Origin of the sequence: Pseudidiomarina aestuarii, from assembly GCF_048263735.1 — a bacterium.
Lineage (GTDB): Bacteria > Pseudomonadota > Gammaproteobacteria > Enterobacterales > Alteromonadaceae > Pseudidiomarina > Pseudidiomarina aestuarii_B.
The window spans coordinates 291,012-311,278 of record NZ_JBLXDX010000002.1 but is presented as its reverse complement, the minus strand read 5'-3'; the positions used below and the strand labels follow the sequence as shown (position 1 = coordinate 311,278).

15 protein-coding genes are annotated in these 20,267 nt (G+C 49.1%); 4 read left to right on the top strand and 11 right to left on the bottom strand.

The annotated features are described in order from the left end of the window. The 3 genes from ACN0S4_RS06120 to ACN0S4_RS06110 form a co-directional block, all read right to left on the bottom strand. Positions 1–2,928, bottom strand: coding sequence for an EAL domain-containing protein (locus ACN0S4_RS06120; RefSeq protein ID WP_417656828.1), 2,928 nt, complete (start codon positions 2,926–2,928; stop codon positions 1–3). Positions 2,929–3,046: 118 nt separating this feature from the next. Further along, positions 3,047–4,342: a patatin-like phospholipase family protein gene (locus ACN0S4_RS06115; RefSeq protein ID WP_417656827.1), complete on the bottom strand. Its 1,296-nt coding sequence runs from the start codon at positions 4,340–4,342 to the stop codon at positions 3,047–3,049. 71 nt (positions 4,343–4,413) lie between these two features. After that, a complete protein-coding gene (locus tag ACN0S4_RS06110; protein ID WP_417656826.1) occupies positions 4,414–4,821 on the bottom strand; it encodes a thiol-disulfide oxidoreductase DCC family protein in 408 nt (135 codons plus the stop codon). 129 nt (positions 4,822–4,950) lie between these two features. Here ACN0S4_RS06110 and ACN0S4_RS06105 point away from each other — a divergent pair, with 129 nt between their 5' ends. Then, positions 4,951–5,466, top strand: coding sequence for a SixA phosphatase family protein (locus ACN0S4_RS06105; RefSeq protein ID WP_417656825.1), 516 nt, complete (start codon positions 4,951–4,953; stop codon positions 5,464–5,466). Here ACN0S4_RS06105 and alkB read toward each other — a convergent pair whose 3' ends face one another. Continuing rightward, on the bottom strand, positions 5,467–6,135 hold the full coding sequence (gene alkB / locus ACN0S4_RS06100; protein ID WP_417656824.1) for a DNA oxidative demethylase AlkB: 669 nt from the start codon (positions 6,133–6,135) through the stop codon (positions 5,467–5,469). It lies immediately after the preceding gene. A gap of 41 nt (positions 6,136–6,176) precedes the next feature. Here alkB and ACN0S4_RS06095 point away from each other — a divergent pair, with 41 nt between their 5' ends. Then, the gene (locus tag ACN0S4_RS06095; RefSeq protein ID WP_417656823.1) at positions 6,177–6,593 is read left to right on the top strand and encodes a VOC family protein; all 417 of its coding nucleotides are present in this window, start codon (positions 6,177–6,179) and stop codon (positions 6,591–6,593) included. Here ACN0S4_RS06095 and ACN0S4_RS06090 read toward each other — a convergent pair. From ACN0S4_RS06090 to ACN0S4_RS06070, 5 genes are all read right to left on the bottom strand, one after another. After that, the gene (locus ACN0S4_RS06090) at positions 6,590–9,505 is read right to left on the bottom strand and encodes a diguanylate cyclase domain-containing protein (protein ID WP_417656822.1); all 2,916 of its coding nucleotides are present in this window, start codon (positions 9,503–9,505) and stop codon (positions 6,590–6,592) included. The two genes, ACN0S4_RS06095 and ACN0S4_RS06090, sit on opposite strands and share 4 nt — an antisense overlap. Positions 9,506–9,525: 20 nt before the next feature. Beyond that, the gene (locus tag ACN0S4_RS06085; protein ID WP_417656821.1) at positions 9,526–11,043 is read right to left on the bottom strand and encodes a putative bifunctional diguanylate cyclase/phosphodiesterase; all 1,518 of its coding nucleotides are present in this window, start codon (positions 11,041–11,043) and stop codon (positions 9,526–9,528) included. Between the two features lie 77 nt (positions 11,044–11,120). Next, positions 11,121–11,960 carry an S-formylglutathione hydrolase gene (gene fghA / locus ACN0S4_RS06080; protein WP_417656820.1) on the bottom strand — a complete coding sequence of 280 codons (840 nt, stop codon included), beginning with the start codon at positions 11,958–11,960 and terminating at the stop codon, positions 11,121–11,123. After that, positions 11,950–13,074, bottom strand: coding sequence for an S-(hydroxymethyl)glutathione dehydrogenase/class III alcohol dehydrogenase (locus ACN0S4_RS06075; protein ID WP_417656819.1), 1,125 nt, complete (start codon positions 13,072–13,074; stop codon positions 11,950–11,952). Before ACN0S4_RS06075 ends, fghA begins: the two co-directional genes overlap by 11 nt. Before the next feature lie 152 nt (positions 13,075–13,226). Beyond that, complete coding sequence (locus ACN0S4_RS06070; protein WP_417656818.1) at positions 13,227–16,016, bottom strand: M16 family metallopeptidase; 2,790 nt, start codon at positions 16,014–16,016, stop codon at positions 13,227–13,229. Between the two features lie 192 nt (positions 16,017–16,208). Between ACN0S4_RS06070 and udk the strand changes: the two genes are divergently transcribed. Further along, entirely contained in the window at positions 16,209–16,841 is a 633-nt protein-coding gene (udk, locus tag ACN0S4_RS06065) for a uridine kinase (protein ID WP_417656817.1), read from the top strand. A 35-nt stretch (positions 16,842–16,876) separates the two neighbouring features. After that, a complete protein-coding gene (locus ACN0S4_RS06060) occupies positions 16,877–18,121 on the top strand; it encodes a NupC/NupG family nucleoside CNT transporter (protein ID WP_417656816.1) in 1,245 nt (414 codons plus the stop codon). 57 nt (positions 18,122–18,178) lie between these two features. Here the strand turns inward: ACN0S4_RS06060 and tesB are convergent, their stop codons facing one another. Beyond that, the gene (tesB, locus tag ACN0S4_RS06055; RefSeq protein ID WP_417656815.1) at positions 18,179–19,036 is read right to left on the bottom strand and encodes an acyl-CoA thioesterase II; all 858 of its coding nucleotides are present in this window, start codon (positions 19,034–19,036) and stop codon (positions 18,179–18,181) included. A 9-nt stretch (positions 19,037–19,045) separates the two neighbouring features. Further along, the gene (locus ACN0S4_RS06050) at positions 19,046–20,119 is read right to left on the bottom strand and encodes a diguanylate cyclase domain-containing protein (protein ID WP_417656814.1); all 1,074 of its coding nucleotides are present in this window, start codon (positions 20,117–20,119) and stop codon (positions 19,046–19,048) included. Between the last annotated feature and the right edge of the window lie 148 nt (positions 20,120–20,267).

Genomic DNA, 20,267 nt, shown 5'->3' with positions numbered 1-20,267 from the left:
TCAAAATGAAGCAGGCTTACCGCAGTGGAAGCCTTGGAGTAGGGTGCAGCCCAATTCGGCTAGCTGTTCGGCTTGCGCTTGTGACTCAACACCTTCGGCTACCACTTGCAAATTCATCGTATTGGCAATGGAAATAATGGCTTTAACCATCTCAATGTTGCTCTGAACGTTCAATGATTCTGCGCTGGTGAAAGACTTATCAATTTTAATCATCGTCGCCGGTAAGTTGGCAAGATAGCTCAAACTTGAGTAGCCCGTACCAAAATCATCGATGGCCGCTTCGGCGCCCAAATCTTGCAAGCGCTGCAGTGTTTGCAAAGACTCGGTCGGATTCACCATCAAGGCGGTTTCGGTCAGCTCAAAAATGAATTGATCGGGTCGCACGTCATAATCATTCAGAATACTCAGTAAATTATCGACAAAGTCAGCTTCATTGAGTTGAATAGCACTGACATTGAACGTGAGGCGGACATTGCCTTCCGCGAATACTTTTGGCAGTGAATGGATAGTGGCACAAGCCAGTTCCAGTAGTTGATAGCCAAGTGGCACAATCAAACGGCTTTCTTCTGCAATGTGAATGATTTCTGACGTCGTGAGATCCAGTTCCGCTTCTGGCTGCCACCGGCACAAGGCTTCATAGGCAACAATCGCGTTATCTGTGGCTTGAACAATGGGCTGGTAATGCAGCGTAAATAACTGATTTTGAATAGCGTACCGAATTTTTTGCTCAGCATCGAATTTCGAGCGAATTTCTGCAGCAATCGCTTCGGAGAAATAATGAAAACCGTTACGCACCTGTTTTTTGGCGACATACATGGCAGATTCAGCCTGTCGTAACAGGGTCTCCGCATCTTCACTGTCTTCCGGACACAGCGTAATACCAATACTGACAGACGCCTCGAGCACGTGATTATGAAGCTGGATGGGCCGGTTGACCTCGCGAATAACCTTCTGACAAATACTGTCGATAACGCTCCGATCACTGGTTGCACCGAGCAAGATGACAAATTCATCGCCACCCAATCGAGCGACCGTGTCACCGTTGCGTACATTGCTGCGTAGCCGAGCGGCGATTACATTTAACAGTTCATCGCCAATCGAGTGTCCTAAGGAGTCATTGATGGACTTAAAGTTATCCAGATCCATATAGAGCAGGGCGCAGTGATAACGACCTTGTGCGGCTCGTTTACAGGCATCTGCGAGCTGATCGAGTAACTTCACTCGGTTCGGTAACCGCGTGAGTGTATCGGTTTGTGCTAAATACTGCATGTGCTGAACGTTGGCACGAAACTCGGTGACGTCTTGGAAAATCATGACTGCGCCGTGTAACAGGCCTTTTTGATTAATAATTGGTGCGATCGTGGTTTGAATGGCTCTAACCCGATGCTGGCGGTCGCGAATAGCCGCAAATTCACTAAGCTCGCGCTTACGGCGCTGTCGGAGACTGCTGGAAATGAGATCGTGATAAGGCTCCGAGGTCACTTCGTTAAAGATTTCAACGACTGCATCAAAGTCTTTACCTGCCGCCGCTTGATGCTTCACTCCCAAGAGTTGTTCAGCCACAGGGTTCATATAGGTGATTTTGCCACGGATATCAGTGGTAATAACGCCATCAGCAATCGAATCGAGGGTGACCTGAATCAAATCACGATCACGCGCGAGCTGATCACTCAAGAGGGTTTCATTCGTGACATCACGAATAGCGGCGAGTGTTCGGAATGGCTTATTCTGCTGGTCATATTCCCAAATGGACGAAACTTCAACATGGATGATCGTGCCGTCTTTGCGAATCATCCGATAAGGAACATTTTTAACGATGCCGTGCCTCTTAAACTCAGGAAATACATGACTGACAGCGTATTCAGCTGACTCTGCAGTAAAGAAATCAAGAGCACGCTTGCCCACAACATCGCTGCGTTCATAACCCAACAAGTCAAGCCAGCCATCGCTAACGACAATAAGCTCATCGTTGATATCCATTGAATGCAGGGGCACGGGAGTCCGTTCATACAATGACCGAAACCGCGAACTGTTCACCTCCAGTTGGCGAATGGCACTGTTGTGGGCGCGTAAAACGGAAGATAACAATAACGCCATCGCTACAATAATGGCCATGGGTAAATAAAAGAGGCTCTCCGCTAGCTCAAAATTAGAGTAGGCAGGCTCATGATGGCCGTAGGCCACTAGCGCAACCAGCCCGATACTAAATGGCACTACGATGATGGATAATTCTGCTTTATGCGTAAGCAGAGCAACGGCTAACAAACAAGATGCGGCATAAACGAACGGGTAAGGCATGAAGCTAAATGCTAGCAACGCCAGCACCAGAAAGACCATCGCGATAGCGAGATCGCTCGCACTGATTAGACGAACCTTATCGTCCCGAAGATGCTTGCGCAAAACCTCCAAACCCAGCGGGATAATGGTGATATTCCCAAACAAAGAACTGACGGCCCAGCTAAACCATGCAGTGCCATAAGGTGTTTGAAATTGCGTGGTTGCGGCCACGGCGCCAAGGCTAGCTCCAATCAATGCGGGTGCAATAAACAATACCGCTAGGCGTTCTAGAGTGGTCTGAATCGATGTCTGTGCCGGATCAGAGCGAAACCAAAGATGGATGAGATAACCAATTAGCAACGCTTCAACCAAGTTGCCCGGAATAAAGGTTACCGAGACACTGAGAGGTGTGCCGAACAGATAATCAACCACGAAATTGCTGATGATCATCGCCGCTACCATCGTTGGCCAGAAGCGTTTTGCGGCGATCGCGAAAGCAACACCCGAGGCAGCGTTGGCATACCAAATTAACGAGATACTATTGGCTTGCTGCGAGAGGTGTAGAGATAGGGCCGCGAGACTACCAAATAATAGGGCAGTAACGACAAACCAGAAAGCGTGTTTGGTTATTATTGTCTTTATATCACGCACATCCATTAACCTAGCTGGTTTAGCTTAGACTTTCGACTGAACGACCTACACTATAAGAGTACCTCGGCAAGCGTACAAGTGATATCGAGATGAATCTGTTAGCAAATGGTCGAATGGTCTAAAAGTCAGCGATGAGGCGCTGAAACTCTGGATTTTCTTTGACCAATTGTTCACCGGCTTGAATCAAAGCATCCGCTTGCTCAGGCGACAGCGACAAACTGGTGGGTATTTGATTGAGAAACAGGCGCCGTTGCTCTTGTTGGACACCGTCAAAACTAACTTCAATCAGGAAGGGATCGACCGGCTTCCACCAACTTCCCAGTTCGTCGGACCAACGTTCCATGCTGTCTCTTATGAGATTGATGGTAGCGGCGTTATAGCGGTGGAGCTGGGTATCCGTTACAGCATTAATCGTATCTTCAAGTTCAGGAATTTCATTCGTCGACTCGATGTTGTAACGCGGTTTCGCTGAAGCGTTTACCGAAATAATTACCAAACGTTCAGACGGGCGGGTGCCGATGCGTTCCATAAATGGCTGAATTCCGCCAGCTAGCTCGACCATCTCATAAAATGCCATCAACCCGAGATTGTCAGTGATACCACCATCGACTAGATGAATATATTCACGTTCATCTTTGTTTTCATAGCTGCGTAATGAGCGCAATGTGTCTGTAAGGTGAGGTGATAGTGATTTGAGCTTGTCATCATCAAGATTGCGGAGGTGATTCTGTGCTGGATTGATACATCCTTTGTGATTTTTTAGGACCACTGGGTTTAGCATAATTGGTACCGCAGAACTTGCGGTAACCGCACGAGCTATGGGATACGACGAAATATCTGAGCAAAGTAAGTCGAAGTACTCCTGGATAAATGAGAAGCGAATGCCGCCGCCTAAATCGGTTGCATTGAGCAGAATCAGTGGTGCATCCCTACGTTGCAAATCAGCAAACGTAGCGCCGCGAAATAATTGGCTTTCATACAGTTGAGTCGCGATATCAGTGCGGCCCTGTGACGAGAACCATAACAGGGGACTAGCGAGACCATATATCCATTCGGTCACATAGTCTTTGCGGAGAAAATCATCTTCGAAGCGCTCAAATAGCTGATCACCATAGAGCCCGTAGTAGGCGGCAGTAAAGCTACCACCTGAGACTGAGGTGATTAAATCGACTTGGTCGATGAGACGTTCCGTCTTGCCATCAATTTCAATCTCAGCATCACGCAGCGCTTTCATGACGCCATAGGATAATGCCGATGCACGACTACCACCGCCCGAAAACGCGACCACTAGTGTGATTTCATCGGAACGGGTGGTATTGGCTTGATAATTCTCGAGTGAGTAGCCTTGATGATTTTCAGTCACGACAACAGACTGATTCTCAATTGCACCATAGGTAGTGCATCCAGCGAGCATGCACGCTAGGAGAGCAGAGATCGAAGATTTAACGCGTTTGACTGTGTTCATGCCTGCAGAATGGCATAAAGTCAGTCAATTCGGCAACGACTACAACGTTCATTTCCGGTCAAAACACGAGAAATCGTATTGCGATGGCGCGCAAACCACAGATAAATCTTATCTGTCAGCAGACGGATCAAGGGCCAACGCAAAGGTGCCGTCATCCAGCCACGTCCAACTAAGCTCCACGCCTTATGAGTAACATCGAGGCCATAGATGACCGTGCCATCGGCAAGTTGTCCATGCAAGATTCGGTCAGCTTCCACCGGGTCGATTTGCGGAAACCGGTCAGAAAAGTCGACAGCAAGAATATCTTCAATTTGAATACGACGATTCGGGTCGCGTTTACGCAATTGCAGCATTTCATGCTGACATAACGGACAACCACCATCGTAAAAGATAATCAGTTCGGGAGCTTGCAGGGTCGTCACCATCATTAGTAGGAACTTATAAACGTTTTACGTAACCCGAGCAGTTCTGGATTGCTTTAGATTCACTTCTCGCAATTGGCTGATTTTCATGGATACTATCGGTCATAACGATGGGTTTTCGAGGAGAACTAACGGATGACACCGCAACTCGTTCGAATGTTGATTGCGTTAATGCTGGTGATGACGAGCATACCAGTAGCGGTAGCAAAGGAGGCAACTACTATGAACATGCAGATTATTTATGTGATTCGGCATGCTGAAAAGGCGGATACGGCGGATAATCCCTCGCTGAATGAACAGGGTAAGATGCGTGCGCAGCGGTTGGCTTCAGTGCTGCAAGATGCAGGTGTTCAATCGATTTTTAGTACGCGGTATGCGCGCACTCAACAAACTGCAGCGCCTTTGGCGGCGCAATTGGGTGTTAATGTCGCCACTTATAATGCTGGTGATGCCGCAGCTGTGATAGCCGAAGCGCGAGCGCTAAAACATCCAGTGCTGATTGTCGGCCACAGCAATACAGTGCCAGATATTGTCCGCGCTGCAGGCGGTGAAGCCCCTGATTTGACGGAGAAGGACTATGGTGATCTCTTTCAACTCATTATTACCGATGATCAGGTTGTGACTAATCGGCTTTACATCGATAGCCACTAATCATCGCGCGCGCCGCAGCGTGATATTGATGCGCTTTGAACCGAGCAGTGGATGCTCCCCGGCGGCTAGTTTTTTGACGCCGTGAAAGCGCAAGCGATCAGCACCACCCCACACTAAAACATCACCGTGCTCGAGCAAGTATTGCTCGGGCTTATCGCGGCGCTGATGACCACCCCAAAGAAAGGTCATTGGTAAGCCGAGTGATATCGATACGATAGGCTGTGAAAAGTCGACCTCATCACGATCTTGATGAAGACTCATGGCGGTGCCGGGTTGATACAGATTGATCAGTGCAACATCCGGATCAAAGTTGGCGTAGCCGGCTTCTTGTGCAGCGATTTGCGCAACCGCGAGAAAAGAGTCGGGCAATTGCGGCCAGGGCTCACCACTGAGCGGATCATTTGGCTCATAACGATAGCCTTTGCGATCAGACACCCAGCCACAGTCACCCGAATTGGTCATGGCGGCGGACATGGTTTTACCGCCAGGTGTTTGTAGTTGACGTGGCGGGGCCGCGATAAAAATGTTCTCGAGTGCAGTGAGAATGTCCGTTTCATAACGCCGTGCTAAGCCTCTCCACAGCAGCGTATCCGGACTCCACCGTTGCATGATTTCATGCTCCAGCGTATGTTCTGGTAATCGTTGTTGGAACAATTCGGTTTGTGACACTGGGTGTACCTACCACTCCATTCATTTGAACAGGACGACTTATGAAACCATCTATTAGTTATATAACGCTTGGCGTTGATGATTTGGATCGAGCGGTCGCATTTTATCGCGATGTGCTCGGTTTTCCGACCGATGGCATTGTAGGGACTGAGTTTGAATCGGGAGCCGTTGCATTCTTTCCACTTCAATCCGGACTTATTCTCGCGTTGTGGCCACGTGAGAGTCTAGCAAAAGACTGTGGTGTTGAGGTTAAACCGCGCGATGTAAGTAGCTTGATGCTGGCGCATAATGTGTCCAACCGTGAGCAGGTGGACCATTTGGTTGCCGAATTACGCTATGCCGGCGCCACCATCAAAAAGCCGCCGCGGGAATTGTTTTGGGGTGGTTATGGCGCTATTTTCCAAGATCCAGACGGCCACTTGTGGGAAATTGTTTATAACCCGCACACAGCTAGCTAGAAATTCGCTGCTTGTTCGACGCGGTTACGGCCATTAGCCTTGGCGTGATACAGCGCTTGGTCGGCACGGCGGACAAAGTTTGCTTGTGATTCATCGCGAATGTAGACGGCGTAGCCGATACTGATAGTTACGCGCAGTTGTGGGGCAAGGTCACTGAAATCTGCTTTTTCAACGGCGTGCCGAATTCGTTCGCTAATCAACGCTGCGGCATCCGCATTCGGACCACTCAACAATACCGCGAACTCTTCACCACCCCAGCGGGCAATTAAATCACTGTCACGTGAAGTGCTTTTCAACACTTCCGCTATGCGCTGCAAGACCTTATCACCCGTGGTGTGCAGGTATTGATCGTTGATACGTTTAAAGTGATCGACATCCAGAATCAACAAGGCCATCGGCTGATGTTGAATATGTTGCTGCTCAACTGCCGTTTCTAAAGTTAAGTCAAACGCACGACGATTCGCTAAGTGCGTCAATGTATCTTGATTCACCAAGCGTTCGAGTGAGCGGGTTTGGGCCTTGACGAGTTGACTGAGGCGGGCTCGTGAACGTGCCAGGGTACGCATACGCCAATTGACCAGTAGGGCAATCAGAGCACAGTTCAGTAGCACTGTTATCAGCCAGACTACTGGACGTTGCCACAAGCTGGGTAACTGGGTGAATGAAAAGGTCGCGGCCTCGCTCCATTCACCATCAGGGTAGGCTGCTCGTACCTCAAATACATAGTTGGCGGGAGGTAACTCGGTGTACTCGGTATAGCGACCGTTGTCTCGGTTGATCCAATCCGGGTCAAGACCGCGCAAGCGAATCTGATAACGAATCCCTTCGTTGTGTTGGAAGCCCAGTGCAGCGTATTCGAACCTTAAGCGCAGGGTGTCGGCGGTCAGATAGCTACCAGTTTCCAGCAAGCGATCGTCGGCAATAACTTTACTGATGACGACTGGCGGAGGGGGAGGATACAGGCTAGCGCGTTCGTTGGGGTTAAAATGGCCCACGCCACGAGCAGTCGCAACCCATACTGAGTTATCGCTGGCTTGCAACATACTGGGACCACCTGTATTGACCTGTGCACTGGTGAGGCCGTGGGACTCATGAAATAGCTGCGCATCCACAGTGGAGCGCTGTCCCGCAAACACTGCTTCTACCTTGTCGCGAGGCACATAAGCAATACCACGACCGGTACCGAGCCAGAGGTCACCGCGGCCGTCGATGATCACGTCGAAGATTTTATCGAACGGTAGGCCATGTTCACGGCTGAGCTGATGCCAGGTTTCTGCAGATTTAGACCAAGCCACTAAGCCACGGTCACTCGCAAACCAGACGTAATTGGAGTCTTCGCGAATTTGAAACACGAATTCACTGTTACTGATGTCGCTAATATCAATAAATTTAACCAGTGACTGAGTGCTGTCATCGCGCCGCTGGAACTCGGAGATGCCCCGCATACTGCCGATCCAAATTTGTCCAGATTGGTCTTCATGAACCGCATAGACAACCTGGTCGGGAAGACCGTTTTCAGCACCAAAGTATTGCGGGTCACTCAAAGTGCCATCGGCGTTGCGGACAGCAACGAGCAAGCCAATGGCGGTTGTCGCGAAAAGATGACCATCATCGGTTAATAGAATATCGCGAACATCATTGCCGGGAAAGCCGTTGCTATCGTTATAATGTGCTATGACTTGTTCATTTTCGACGACAAAAATGCCATTGGTGAAGGTGCCCACATACACTCTCTGACTTGCGTCGACGGCTAAACTCAAAATGGATTCGCTGCCAACAACTGTGCTCGTCGCAAAAGGTGTGATGCGCTCATTTTGAATTAGAGCAATACCGCCAAGACCTGCAACCAGCACGCGCTGAGAATCTAGCGTTGCTAAGGCACGAGTGAACTGGAACCCGAGCCCATCTTGCTGTGTATGAGAGTGTGCTAAGGCTCGTCGGAACTGCACTAACCCGCCGTGTGTGCCCAGCCACAAACTGTTTTCCCTATCACTGAATATATCGATAATGTGGTTATTCGGAAGCCCAGTTTCAGTGGTGGTGAACTGTAATGGTTCACCATCAATATTGGCCTTGCGTAATTCGGTGATGCCATGTTCGTGAGTACCCACCCATAATCGATCTTGCCCATCAAAATGGAGCTCGGTAATCGTGCTCGGAAAAGTGACAGGTATTTTTTCAAAGGTCGTTGCGTTCTTCGTTGTCACTGACGGACGGCGATAGATATGGGTGCCGACAGAAGCCCATATGTTGCCAAGGCTATCTTCTTCTACCGAGAAGCTAATAGCACTGGGAAGTCCTTGCGGAACCTCGAATCGTTGCTCATACGGATTAAATAGGGCAATCCCACGGTTAGTACCGACCCAAAGATTATCATTTGAATCTAAACTCAGATGCAGCACCATAGCACTGGGGAGGCCATGTTTGACCGAATAACTTTGGCGACTGCCGTCAGGCCGCTCCAATACGACACCGCCATCGACGGTGCCGTACCAAGCTTGTCCATTCGATTGATACACTGCAACGTCGACACGATTGGAGATTCTTGGCTTTACTTGCCAGTTTTGACCATCGAAGTGACTGACTGCGCCGCGACCACCGGTTGCGACAAGGTTGCCAGAACCAGGATGCGTGGTCACGAACAAGGTACTGACATCGGGAACACCACTTTCAGCACCAAACACTTCGAAGCGCCGACCGTCAAAGCGAACTGGGCCCTCCCAAGTGGCTAGCCAAAGGTAGCCTTGCTCATCCTGATGGATATGATTAATTGTATTGTGTGGCAGCCCATCATGGGTATTCCAGATGCGCGTGGCATCCATGCTCAAGGGGCGCACAAGGTTGGAGCTTGCAGCGGTTGATGTTGACAAGCTGCAGAGAATCAAGCTGATACCAATGAATACAGAGCGCATCTCAGACAGTCGCCTTTTCATTATACTTGGTTCTTATTGGAGCGAAGATTCTTCAAGAAGGTTGCAAGTTGAATGATCCCCATAGGCTTGGCATACAAATACCCTTGCAGTTCGTGGCAACCTTCGTGAATTAAAAAGCTGGCTTGTGCTGAGGTCTCTACGCCTTCAGCGACGACGCGCATGTGCAGTGCTTTCGCCATGGCCAAGATGGTGCGTACCAATTTGGCGTCGTTCATGTTGGAGGCGATATCGCGCACAAACGATTGGTCGATTTTCAGCTCTTGAATAGGTAATTGACGTAAGGTACTCAGTGAGGAATAGCCGGTACCAAAATCATCGATTGATACTTGCACGCCGCGCTCTCGCAAGCTCTGTAAAACCCGCCGTACACTATCAAAATTTAAGAGTGCTGCGGTTTCTGTGAGTTCTAATTGCACAATGGACCAGTCGCCTGGGAGTAAACTTAAGTTACGAGCAAATCGGTCACGACTGCGGTCACTAATAAAGTCCGCCGCGGATACATTGAAAGATACGCGCGGAACATCGTTGTATAGCAGCCCCTGTTCATTCAGTTCTGTAATCGCCTGACGCATCACGAAGTCGGTGATTTCAGTAATGAGTCCATTTTGTTCGGCAATTTGGATGAATTGATCCGGTGGAATAAAGCCCTGTTGTGGGTGCTGCCAGCGGATCAAAACTTCAACGCCGGTCACGGTGTGCTTTTTCGAGTCAAATTGCGGTTGATACACAACTGAAAGTTGGTCTTCGGCAAGTGCCGCTTTCAAATCTAGTAATAAGCGAGAACGTTGGGTGGCAAATTCACCGTATGCAGATTTATAAGTCCGCTGTTGATTCGGTCCCGCCGATTTTGCTTCATCTAGTGCCAAGGTCGCGGCATCAATGAGTGTCTGTATGGATTGACCATCACGGGGAAACAGGGAAATACCGACACATGCCGTTAGGCTTAAATTGGGTCGCTCTCGCACTTGGATAGCGCGAATACGCTGTTGTAGTTGTTCTACTAACGGTATCACCGCCTGGGGCCATAGCGCCGAGGACAAAGCAATACCAAATTCATCGCCATCAAAGCGGCCAATGAGGCTCTGCTGAACAAAGGTTTCGCGCAATACATTAGCGACATCCTGCAAGTACTCATCGCCCGCTTTGAGCCCAACGTTGTTGTTAATTTGCTTAAAACCATCAAGATTGACGAGCAGTAGGGCGAGTGGTTGGTCATGTTCTTCGGCAAATTGAAGTTCAACTTCGAGTTCACGTCGGAACATATGCCGATTTACGAGCTGCGTAAGATTGTCACGTTCGCTGAGGCTGCGTTCGCGAATCAGCGCGAGGAAGACGAGAAAATACAGCAGAACGCCGGTGATGACCACATAGGCCCACCCTTTGAACGTTTGTAATTCTGTCAATAACGCGGAGTCTGCCGCAATCGCATAGAGAGCTTGGTCTGAAAAGCGGATCCAAAGAAGCCCCATTACTACATAGATACTTGCGACTATTGCGGCAGCTTTACGTGGCGACATAGAACCCCCACTGCTGCATTTACTTCACTCTTTAAAGCTAGCAGAGGGGGCGTGTTTTAACCAATTTTTTTTGACCATTAATCAACGAGATATTGTGCGTGGAAACGCAAATGGTCGGTTATAAAAGTGGCAATAAAATAGTAGCTATGATCGTAGCCGGCTTGCAGCCTTAGTGTCGCGTCAACTTGCGCCGACTCGCAGGTACTTTTCAAGGTATCAAAACCGAGTTGCTCGGCAAGAAATTGATCGGCACTGCCTTGATCCACAAACAGCGGTGGACAGGCTTTACCTGAACGAAGCAGCTCGACAGCATCGTAGTCGCGCCATGCTTCAACATCGTCGCCCAAATAGCCGCGAAACGCTTTCTGGCCCCACGGACACGTCGTCGGGTTAGCTATCGGGGCAAAGGCTGACACGCTGCGATACAAGCCTGGATTGCGAAGCGCTAAGACCAACGCACCATGACCACCCATAGAGTGACCGGATATACTGCGAACACCATTCAGCGGTAGGTTTGCTTCGACTAGTTCTCGGAGCTCATCCACAATATAACGGTCCATGTGGTAATGCTTGGCATACGGATTTTGGGTCGCATTGACATAGAAGCCAGCGCCCAAACCAAAGTCGTAGGCGCCATCGTCAGCATCCGGCACCTCATCACCGCGCGGGCTCGTATCTGGAATAATGAGTGCTAGACCAAGTTCGGCTGCCGTGCGTTGCGCGCCCGCTTTGCTGCTAAAGTTCTCGTCAGTGCAGGTGAGACCAGACAGCCAATAAACAGCTGGAACCGGTCCTTGCTCTGCTTGCGGCGGCAAATAAACCGAGAACTGCATTGTGCAATTAAGGACCTTGGATTGATGCTCGTAGCGCAGTTGCTGCCCACCAAAACAGGTCACACTGCTGAGTTTATTTAGCATAATGAATCACCGAACGAATCGATTTTCCTTCATGCATGAGGTCAAAGGCTTTATTGATGTCCTCAAGCCCCATGGTGTGGGTGATGAAGGTGCTGAGCTCAAACTCGCCATTCAAATAGCGCTGCACATATTCAGGGAGTTGAGTGCGACCTTTGACACCACCGAACGCACTGCCACGCCAAACCCGGCCAGTAACTAATTGAAACGGACGCGTTGAAATTTCTTGGCCAGCTCCAGCTACGCCAATAATGACCGACTCGCCCCAGCCTTTATGGCAACATTCAAGGGCAGAGCGCATGACTTTGACGTTACCAATACATTCAAAAGAGTAATCCACACCGCCATCGGTCAGGTCAACAATGACCTCTTGAATAGGTTTATCGTAATCATTTGGATTGATGCAGTCGGTCGCACCGAGTTTACGTGCGATATCAAACTTAGACTCATTGATATCAATAGCAATAATCCGGCTGGCTTTCGCCATGACAGCACCAATAATGACGCTCAGTCCAATGCCACCCAAACCAAATACTGCAACGGTATCACCCGGTTGTACTTTAGCAGTATTGCGCACGGCGCCCATGCCAGTAGTGACGCCACAACCGAGTAAACAAACTTCTTCCAATGGCGCATCTTTACTAATTTTGGCCAGCGCAATTTCAGGTACTACCGTATGTTCTGCAAAAGTCGATGTGCCCATGTAGTGATAAATAGGCTGTCCATCTTTCGAGAAGCGGGTGGTACCGTCCGGCATCAAGCCTTTGCCTTGCGTTGTACGAATCGCTTGGCACAGATTGGTTTTGCCTGAGGTACAAAATTTACATTCGCCACACTCTGGGGTGTAGAGAGGAATGACATGGTCGCCGACCTCAACCGAGGTAACGCCTTCGCCAACCGCCTCGACAATACCGCCACCTTCATGCCCCAGAATAGCTGGGAAAATACCTTCAGGATCATCGCCCGACAGCGTATAGGCGTCAGTGTGGCAAACACCGGTGGCTACGATTCGAACCAGAACTTCGCCTTTCTGCGGCGGCATCAAATCGACTTCTTCAATTTTCAGCGGTTCGCCAGCAGCCCAGGCAACTGCAGCACGTGTTTTAATCATTTCCATGGGTGTGTCCTTGTTTAGAATTCAAGTAATGCTTAAGAGTAACAAATCACAGTACGCATTCCATACGACATAAGTTTAGTGTACTTGTGAATGGGATAAAAAAAGCCGCTCAAATGAGCGGCTCAAAAATCCCATGCAGAATATGGGAGAGATTAAAGCACGTTACCATCTGCGTCGAGCTTCGTAACTTCACCGAGGTTCAGTTCACGAACTTTTTCCTCGATTTGGCTGAGGTCACCAACAATGACCCAAGTCAGTGCACCTGGAGTCAGCACATCTTGAGCGGTGGCTTGAATAGTATCCAATTCCATCGCGTTGACGCGTTGTCCAAATGACTCTAACCAAGCCATGTCTTTCTCTTTCTCGAGCATATCAACGACAGCGCCTAACAATGCGCCTTTGGTTTCATAAGCACCTGGCAAACGAGCTGTTTTGTTGGATTTAACTTTATCCAATTCTTCAGTCGTGGCTGGCTCATCACCAATGTAACCGTTGAATTCTTTCAAGATTTCTTGAATTGATTCAGCCGTTTTGTCGGTTTGAACCGGTGCTAACGCTAGCAATAGACCTTGCGCTTCAGCATCAAACCAAACTGAGCGAGCTCCGTATGACCAGCCTTTGTCTTCACGTAAGTTCATGTTCAGACGGCTGGTGAAGCTACCACCGATGATGGTATTCATCACGTCTACAATCTCAGCATTGTCGGCTTTGCCTGAAGGCGCAAATTGACCTGCAATGATGGTTGATTGTGGGGTGCCCGGTTGGTCAATTAAGAAGACTCGTGGCTGTGTTGGTGCGGTAACATCAGCAAACACTTTCTCTGGTGCTGCGCTTGCCGGAGCTTCCCATGAGGCCAAATATTTTTCTAACAACGGCTTCAGTTCAGCTTCGGTAGTATCGCCAACTACCACTAAACGAGCGATATCTGGACGCAACCAAGTGTCACGGTAGTTTACCAAGTCAGTGCGCTCGAGCGAGTTGATTGAAGCTTCAGTACCTGAACCAGTAAATGGTGCATTGTACGGGTGATCTTCAGGGAACATGATGCTCGGCAGAATGCGGAACGCTTGCGACTGTGGTGACGCTTTTTCTTTCTTAATGGTTTCTAACCAGATGCCACGCTTACGCTCGATCTCTTCTTGATCAAATGCGGCGTTTTGAATCAGGTCAGCCATGATATCCAAGCTTTGGTCTAGGTTCGTGGTTAAGGAATCCATCCGGATGTTAGACGTATCTAGACTTGCAGAAGTGAACAAGTTGGTACCAATGGTTTCCAGTTCACGGCTCAACTCGAGGGCAGGACGTGACGGCGTGCCTTCACGCAACATGCTCATTGCAAAGCTCGCGGTACCAATTTTGGCATCGACATCTGACGCATAACCGCTATCAAATACTAAGTTCATTTGAACCGTTGGCACGTCACTGCGAGTCGCTAAATGCACTTCGAGTCCGTTGGATAGAGTGAAGCTAGACAGCTCTGGCAAATCAAGAGTCGGTAAATCACCTACTGGAGGTACACCAGAACGATCAGCTTGCGCTTCAATAGTGGTGTAACGCGGTTGTGGATTTACATCCAATACAAAGGCGCCTTCTGATAACCAACGCTCTGCTGCTTGGCGAATTTTCTCAGGAGTAGCACCCTTCAAAGTCGCCATGGTTTTTTCGTAGTAGCCTGGGTCATTGTGATAGACCTGACCTGCAGCTAAGACATCTGATTTACCGCCGAAACCACCAATACGCTCAACGCCGCGAACGAAACCAGCAACGCTTGAGAAGCGCACGCGATTCAATTCTTCTTGGGTTGGGCCTTCCGCAATTAAGCGAGCCATTTCTTCATCAAGAATAGCTTCGATGTCACGCAAATCAACACCGGGCTTAGCATCAGCAATCACAAAGAATTGTCCGGCGAGCTGACGGGCATACTGGAAACCTGATACTGAGCTAGCAATCTGCTCGTCATAGACTAAACGCTGATACAGACGTGAGTTTTTGCCGCCAGCAAGAATGTCAGTTAACAGGCTTAAGTATTCGCCATCTTCCGTACCCATCTCTGCGGTATTCCACAGTTTGTAGATACGTGGAACTGGTACATTGTCTTCCATTGAAGCGCGTTTTTCGCCATCGCGCTTAGCAATCCAGCTCTTCATTTTCTGTAGTGGCTTACCAGCATCGATGTGACCGAAGAAGTGATTCATTTTTTCTTTGGCAGTTTCGACATCGATATCACCGGCTAATACCACCACCGCATTGGCGGTGCCGTAGTAGTCGTTAAACCACTGATGCACGTCATCAAGCGATGCTGCATTTAAATCTTCCATAGAGCCGATAACCGACCACGAGTATGGGTGTCCTTCAGGGAATGTCTGTTCTGCTAGGAAACCGAATACGCGGCCATAAGGCTGTGATTCACCTTGGCGTTTCTCGTTTTGTACGACGCCACGTTGCTCGTCAAGTTTTTCTTGCGTGACGGCGCCAAGCAGGTGACCCATACGGTCCGATTCCATCCACAGTGCCATATCCAGCGCTGGGGTTGGAACGTTCTGGAAGTAGTTGGTCCGGTCGCTATTGGTGGTACCGTTTTGGTCAGTCGCTCCAGCGCGTTCAAACGGGCCGAAGTACTCGTCGTCGTAGTTTTCAGTACCGTTGAACATAAGGTGTTCAAATAAGTGGGCGAAACCGGTTTGGCCTTCGCTCTCATCTTTTGAACCCACACCATACCAAACGTTGACGGCGACGATAGGCGCTTTACGGTCAGTATGTACAACTACTGTTAAGCCGTTGTCGAGTTTGAATGTTTCGTATGGAATAGATACGTCAGGGAGGTTTTGCTGTACGGTTTGTTGTTGTGCCGCTGCTGCTTTCGAGGTGTTAGCAGTGGCTTGGCAACCACCGAGTAGAACCGTGGCAACGGCTACGGCCGTTAACGTTTTAGCAAATCGCATTATGTGTTTCCTATTGCTCTGAATAAAACTTGGGAGATTAACCCGTCGATAATAGACAACTTGACTTCGTATTGTAATGTGTCGAGCCAATCGAATATGTAACAAGATTGGTCAAACCGTTACAACGCTTCCAATTCCAAAGCGGATCAAGGATAATTCTCGGCTGTTGTGGGGCAATCGAAGATCGGACGCGTGGGAAAGACAACCATTATCGCCATTGCTGGCGCTTCAGCATCAGGGAAAAGTCTCTTTGCATCAACTGTCTACCAAGAGTTGGTAGCTGAGCTTGGGGGCCGTGGTATTGCCATTTTGGCGGAAGATGCCTACTACCGAGATCAAAGTCATTTGAGCTTCGAACAGCGTCAACTGACCAACTACGACCATCCCTCTGCGTTTGAACATGAGTTGTTAGTTGAGCACCTCATTCAACTTCGCGACGGCCACTCGGTCGACATGCCACAATACAGTTACAAAACCCATACCCGCTTGCCAGAGACGATTTCGGTCAATCCTGGTAAGGTTATTATGGTGGAAGGGATTCTTCTCCTAACCGATCCAAAACTACGTGAAATATTTGATATTTCGGTGTTTATGGATACCCCCTTAGATGTTTGTCTGCTGCGACGCATGCGGCGTGATGTCGAAGAGCGGGGCAGAACCATTCAGTCGGTCGCTGACCAATATGAAGAGACGGTTCGGCCAGCTTTTTTCGAGTTCATCTTGCCGTCGAAGCAATTTGCTGATTTAGTAGTCACCCGCGGCGGTCAAAATGAAATCGCAATCGACCTTATTAAATCAAAAATACGTCAACTGCTTGCTGAATAAGCAGTGATGATAAAAACAACACATGGTCTGAATATATGAATAGTTTTCTTGGTATCGCGATCATCTTGCTGATTGCCTATTTGTTTTCTGCAAATCGTAAAGCCATCCGTTGGCGCACCGTCGGTGGCGCATTTGCAATTCAAGTATTGTTGGGCGCTTTTGTTCTGTACGTGCCGTTTGGACAAGACGTACTCTATGCGGTCGCAGCAGGGGTCGCGAAGATCATCTCGTTCACTAATGCCGGCATTCAATTTATGTTCGGCGGCCTCGCTTCCGCAGACTTTGGTTTTGTCTTCGCCATTCAAGTACTCAGCGTTATCGTGTTCTTCTCTTCATTGATTTCGGTGCTTTATTACCTCGGTATCATGAAGTGGATCATCAAAATTTTGGGTGGAACGCTGCAAAAAATCATCGGCAGTAGTCGGCCCGAGTCGATGTCAGCTGCAGCGAACATCTTCGTTGGGCAAACCGAAGCACCCATGATGGTGCGGCCCTTTATTGCCAGTATGACTCGCTCCGAATTATTTGCGGTGATGGTCGGTGGCATGGCATCTGTATCGGGTTCGGTATTGGCCGGCTATGCGGGTGTAGGCGTGGAGTTAAAGTATTTGATTGCGGCGAGCTTTATGGCTGCTCCAGCGGGTCTGTTGATGGCCAAGATGATCATGCCAGAAACGCAAAAACCGCGCGAAGACCTGGATAACATCATCGAAGGCACAGATTCCCAAAAGGCGGGTGACGTTCAAGTTGAAGACCGCTCAGTGAATGTTATTGATGCAGCAGCTGCGGGCGCCTCAAGCGGTGTTCAGTTGGCCATTAATGTTGGCGCTATGCTGATTGCTTTTGTCGCCTTAATTGCATTAATTAACGGCATCTTTGGCTGGGTGGGCGGCTGGTTCGGTTATCCAGAATTGTCGTTGCAAGAGCTCTTTGGCTATATCTTCCAGCCCGTTGCTTACATGTTGGGCGTGAGCTGGGACGAGGCTCAATTAGCGGGTAGCTTTATTGGCCAGAAACTAGTCATTAATGAATTCGTTGCGTATCTCGATTTCGTGAATTACAAAGACCAGCTCAGTGAGCACAGCCAAGTCATTATCACTTTCGTGCTGTGTGGTTTTGCGAACTTCTCGTCGATTGCAATCTTACTAGGTGGATTGGGTGGTATGGCGCCAAGTCGTCGCCACGATATCGCTCGGTTGGGTATTAAAGCGCTCTTGGCAGCAACTTTGGCGAATATGATGAGCGCAGCAATCGCAGGATTCTTCTTCAGTATTTCTTAGTTCCATTACTTATTACGAACAGCTGCGGGCTGAACGATTCGGCCCGCAGCATCTCATTTAGCGCTTTCTCATGACACCTTCTTGAATAGTCGATGCCACCAATTTACCTTGGCGGGTAAAGAACTGCCCGCGCACAAGGCCACGCGCGCCGGACGCGACTGGACTATCGATGGCATACAACAACCAATCATCCATTCTGAACTCATGGTGGAACCACATAGCATGGTCAATGGTTGCCATTTGGATGGTTGGTTCCGCGAAGCTGTGTCCATGCGGTTGCATTGCCGTCGGCAGGAAGTTGAAGTCCGACGCATACGCTAACAGATATTTATGAGCGCGCTGGTCATCTGGCATGGGTCCGTTGGCACGCAACCAAACGTAACGCTTGGGCTCTTCTTTGTGCGGCTTAAACGGATTGAACGCAGTCACAAAGCGCATTTCAATGGGCTTCTCAGAAGTGAATTTATTCCGAATCTGCTCTGGAATCAGGTCAGCATGTTCTCGGTAAATATCGATATCTGAAACCAGTCCTTCTGGCCCGGGAACTTCTGGCATCGCATCTTGATGTTCAAAACCAGGTTCAGAAATTTGGAACGACGCGGTCATATAGAAAATCGGCTTGCCATGTTGAATGGCTTGTACGCGTCGTGTTGAAAAACTCTTGCCGTCGCGGATGTTTTCGACATCGTACACAATCGGACGCGTTGGATCGCCAGGTCGTAAAAAGTAGGTGTGGAGCGAATGTACCTTCCGATCTTCGGGCAAAGTTTCTTTGGCGGCAGAGAGGGCTTGCCCGATAACCTGGCCACCAAATACGGCGCCAAACCCCAAGTCTTGGCTTTGACCGCGATAGAGTCCGTGTTCAATGGTCTCTAAACGAAGTAAATTTAAAAGGTCGTTGAGTACTTTGCTCATCAATTAGTCCTATGCTTTGTGAATAGGTGGGCTCGTACTCGCCATTATAAACGACTCTGTTTCATGATGTTTAGCTTCGTACATAGCAGTATCGGCAACTTGCAATAAATCATCTAAATCTGCCCCGTGTCGCGGCCAGATAGCGATTCCAATACTCGGCTTCACTTGATTCAGCAATTCATCGCCGGATTGATTGTCAAAGGCCGCAATTATTTTCTTTGCTACGGCGGCGGCATCATTGGGGTGCTCGAGGTATTCCAGCAACACCACAAATTCGTCACCACCGATGCGAGCGACAGTGTCAGTTGAGCGAACCGCTTGGCGGATAAGCCGCGCTGCTTGAAGTAACACTCGGTCGCCTGACTTGTGGCCATGTTGATCATTCACAGCTTTGAAGTTATCCAGATCGAGATATAACAACGCGAGCGCCTGACGCTTTTGATGCGCGTGCTCGACCGCTTGTTGGAAGGTGGTATAGAACGCTGCGCGGTTGGGTAGTTGGGTTAAGACATCCGTGTGCGCCAAGTTTTGCAGTCGATTCAAGAGTGCTTGGCGTTCTTGCAAAGTGTCGATATGGCGAGCAATGAAGCTCTCCAAATCGTTATCCATAGTTTGGTCGGGGTAGTTCGCGAGGAGCTTCTGTACCGATTGATTGAGTGCAGTTACATTTCTGGCTTCGTGCGCTGCTTGCGATATTTCGAGTAATAATTGTTGGCGCTGTTCGGCTTGATACTGTTTCGTTATATCGCGCGCCACCGCTACTCGCCGTTGATCGGCTTCGGACCAACGTGCTGACCACAGCACATGGACCACATGGCCTTGTTTGTGAATATAACGGTTCTGAAAGTTAATTTTATGATGGCCCGACATAATGTCGCGCGCTGCGTTGAGAGTGCGCTCACGGTCATCGGGATGGACGTAATTGATCATTTGTCGACCAATCATTTCATCGGGGCGATAGCCAAAAACAATCTCACTGCCTTTACTCACGTAGGCAAATTCGCCATTGGATGAGACAACGCAGATGACATCGAGGAGTAAATCGATGTAACGACCTAATGACTCCAGTGCCGGTTTATCCATGTGAGTGGTAAAGTCCTAGATGAGTGTGGTGCGACAACCTTTATAGTAAATCGCAAATTTCTGTTCAGTGAAAGGAAAACCTACGAGTTTCAAGCGAATATCCTGCTATTTAAATCCGCCTGTGGCAGGATGAAGGTTGATCTTGAAC

Coding starts and splice junctions, on each gene's coding strand:
- ACN0S4_RS06115 (WP_417656827.1), bottom strand. CDS start 4,342: ATGCTCGCTGGATGCACTACCTATGGTGCAATTGAGAATCAGTCTGTT.
- ACN0S4_RS06060 (WP_417656816.1), top strand. CDS start 16,877: ATGAATAGTTTTCTTGGTATCGCGATCATCTTGCTGATTGCCTATTTG.
- tesB (WP_417656815.1), bottom strand. CDS start 19,036: ATGAGCAAAGTACTCAACGACCTTTTAAATTTACTTCGTTTAGAGACC.
- fghA (WP_417656820.1), bottom strand. CDS start 11,960: ATGCTAAATAAACTCAGCAGTGTGACCTGTTTTGGTGGGCAGCAACTG.
- ACN0S4_RS06110 (WP_417656826.1), bottom strand. CDS start 4,821: ATGATGGTGACGACCCTGCAAGCTCCCGAACTGATTATCTTTTACGAT.
- ACN0S4_RS06105 (WP_417656825.1), top strand. CDS start 4,951: ATGACACCGCAACTCGTTCGAATGTTGATTGCGTTAATGCTGGTGATG.
- ACN0S4_RS06090 (WP_417656822.1), bottom strand. CDS start 9,505: ATGCGCTCTGTATTCATTGGTATCAGCTTGATTCTCTGCAGCTTGTCA.
- ACN0S4_RS06050 (WP_417656814.1), bottom strand. CDS start 20,119: ATGGATAAACCGGCACTGGAGTCATTAGGTCGTTACATCGATTTACTC.
- ACN0S4_RS06070 (WP_417656818.1), bottom strand. CDS start 16,016: ATGCGATTTGCTAAAACGTTAACGGCCGTAGCCGTTGCCACGGTTCTA.
- ACN0S4_RS06095 (WP_417656823.1), top strand. CDS start 6,177: ATGAAACCATCTATTAGTTATATAACGCTTGGCGTTGATGATTTGGAT.
- ACN0S4_RS06075 (WP_417656819.1), bottom strand. CDS start 13,074: ATGGAAATGATTAAAACACGTGCTGCAGTTGCCTGGGCTGCTGGCGAA.
- ACN0S4_RS06085 (WP_417656821.1), bottom strand. CDS start 11,043: ATGTCGCCACGTAAAGCTGCCGCAATAGTCGCAAGTATCTATGTAGTA.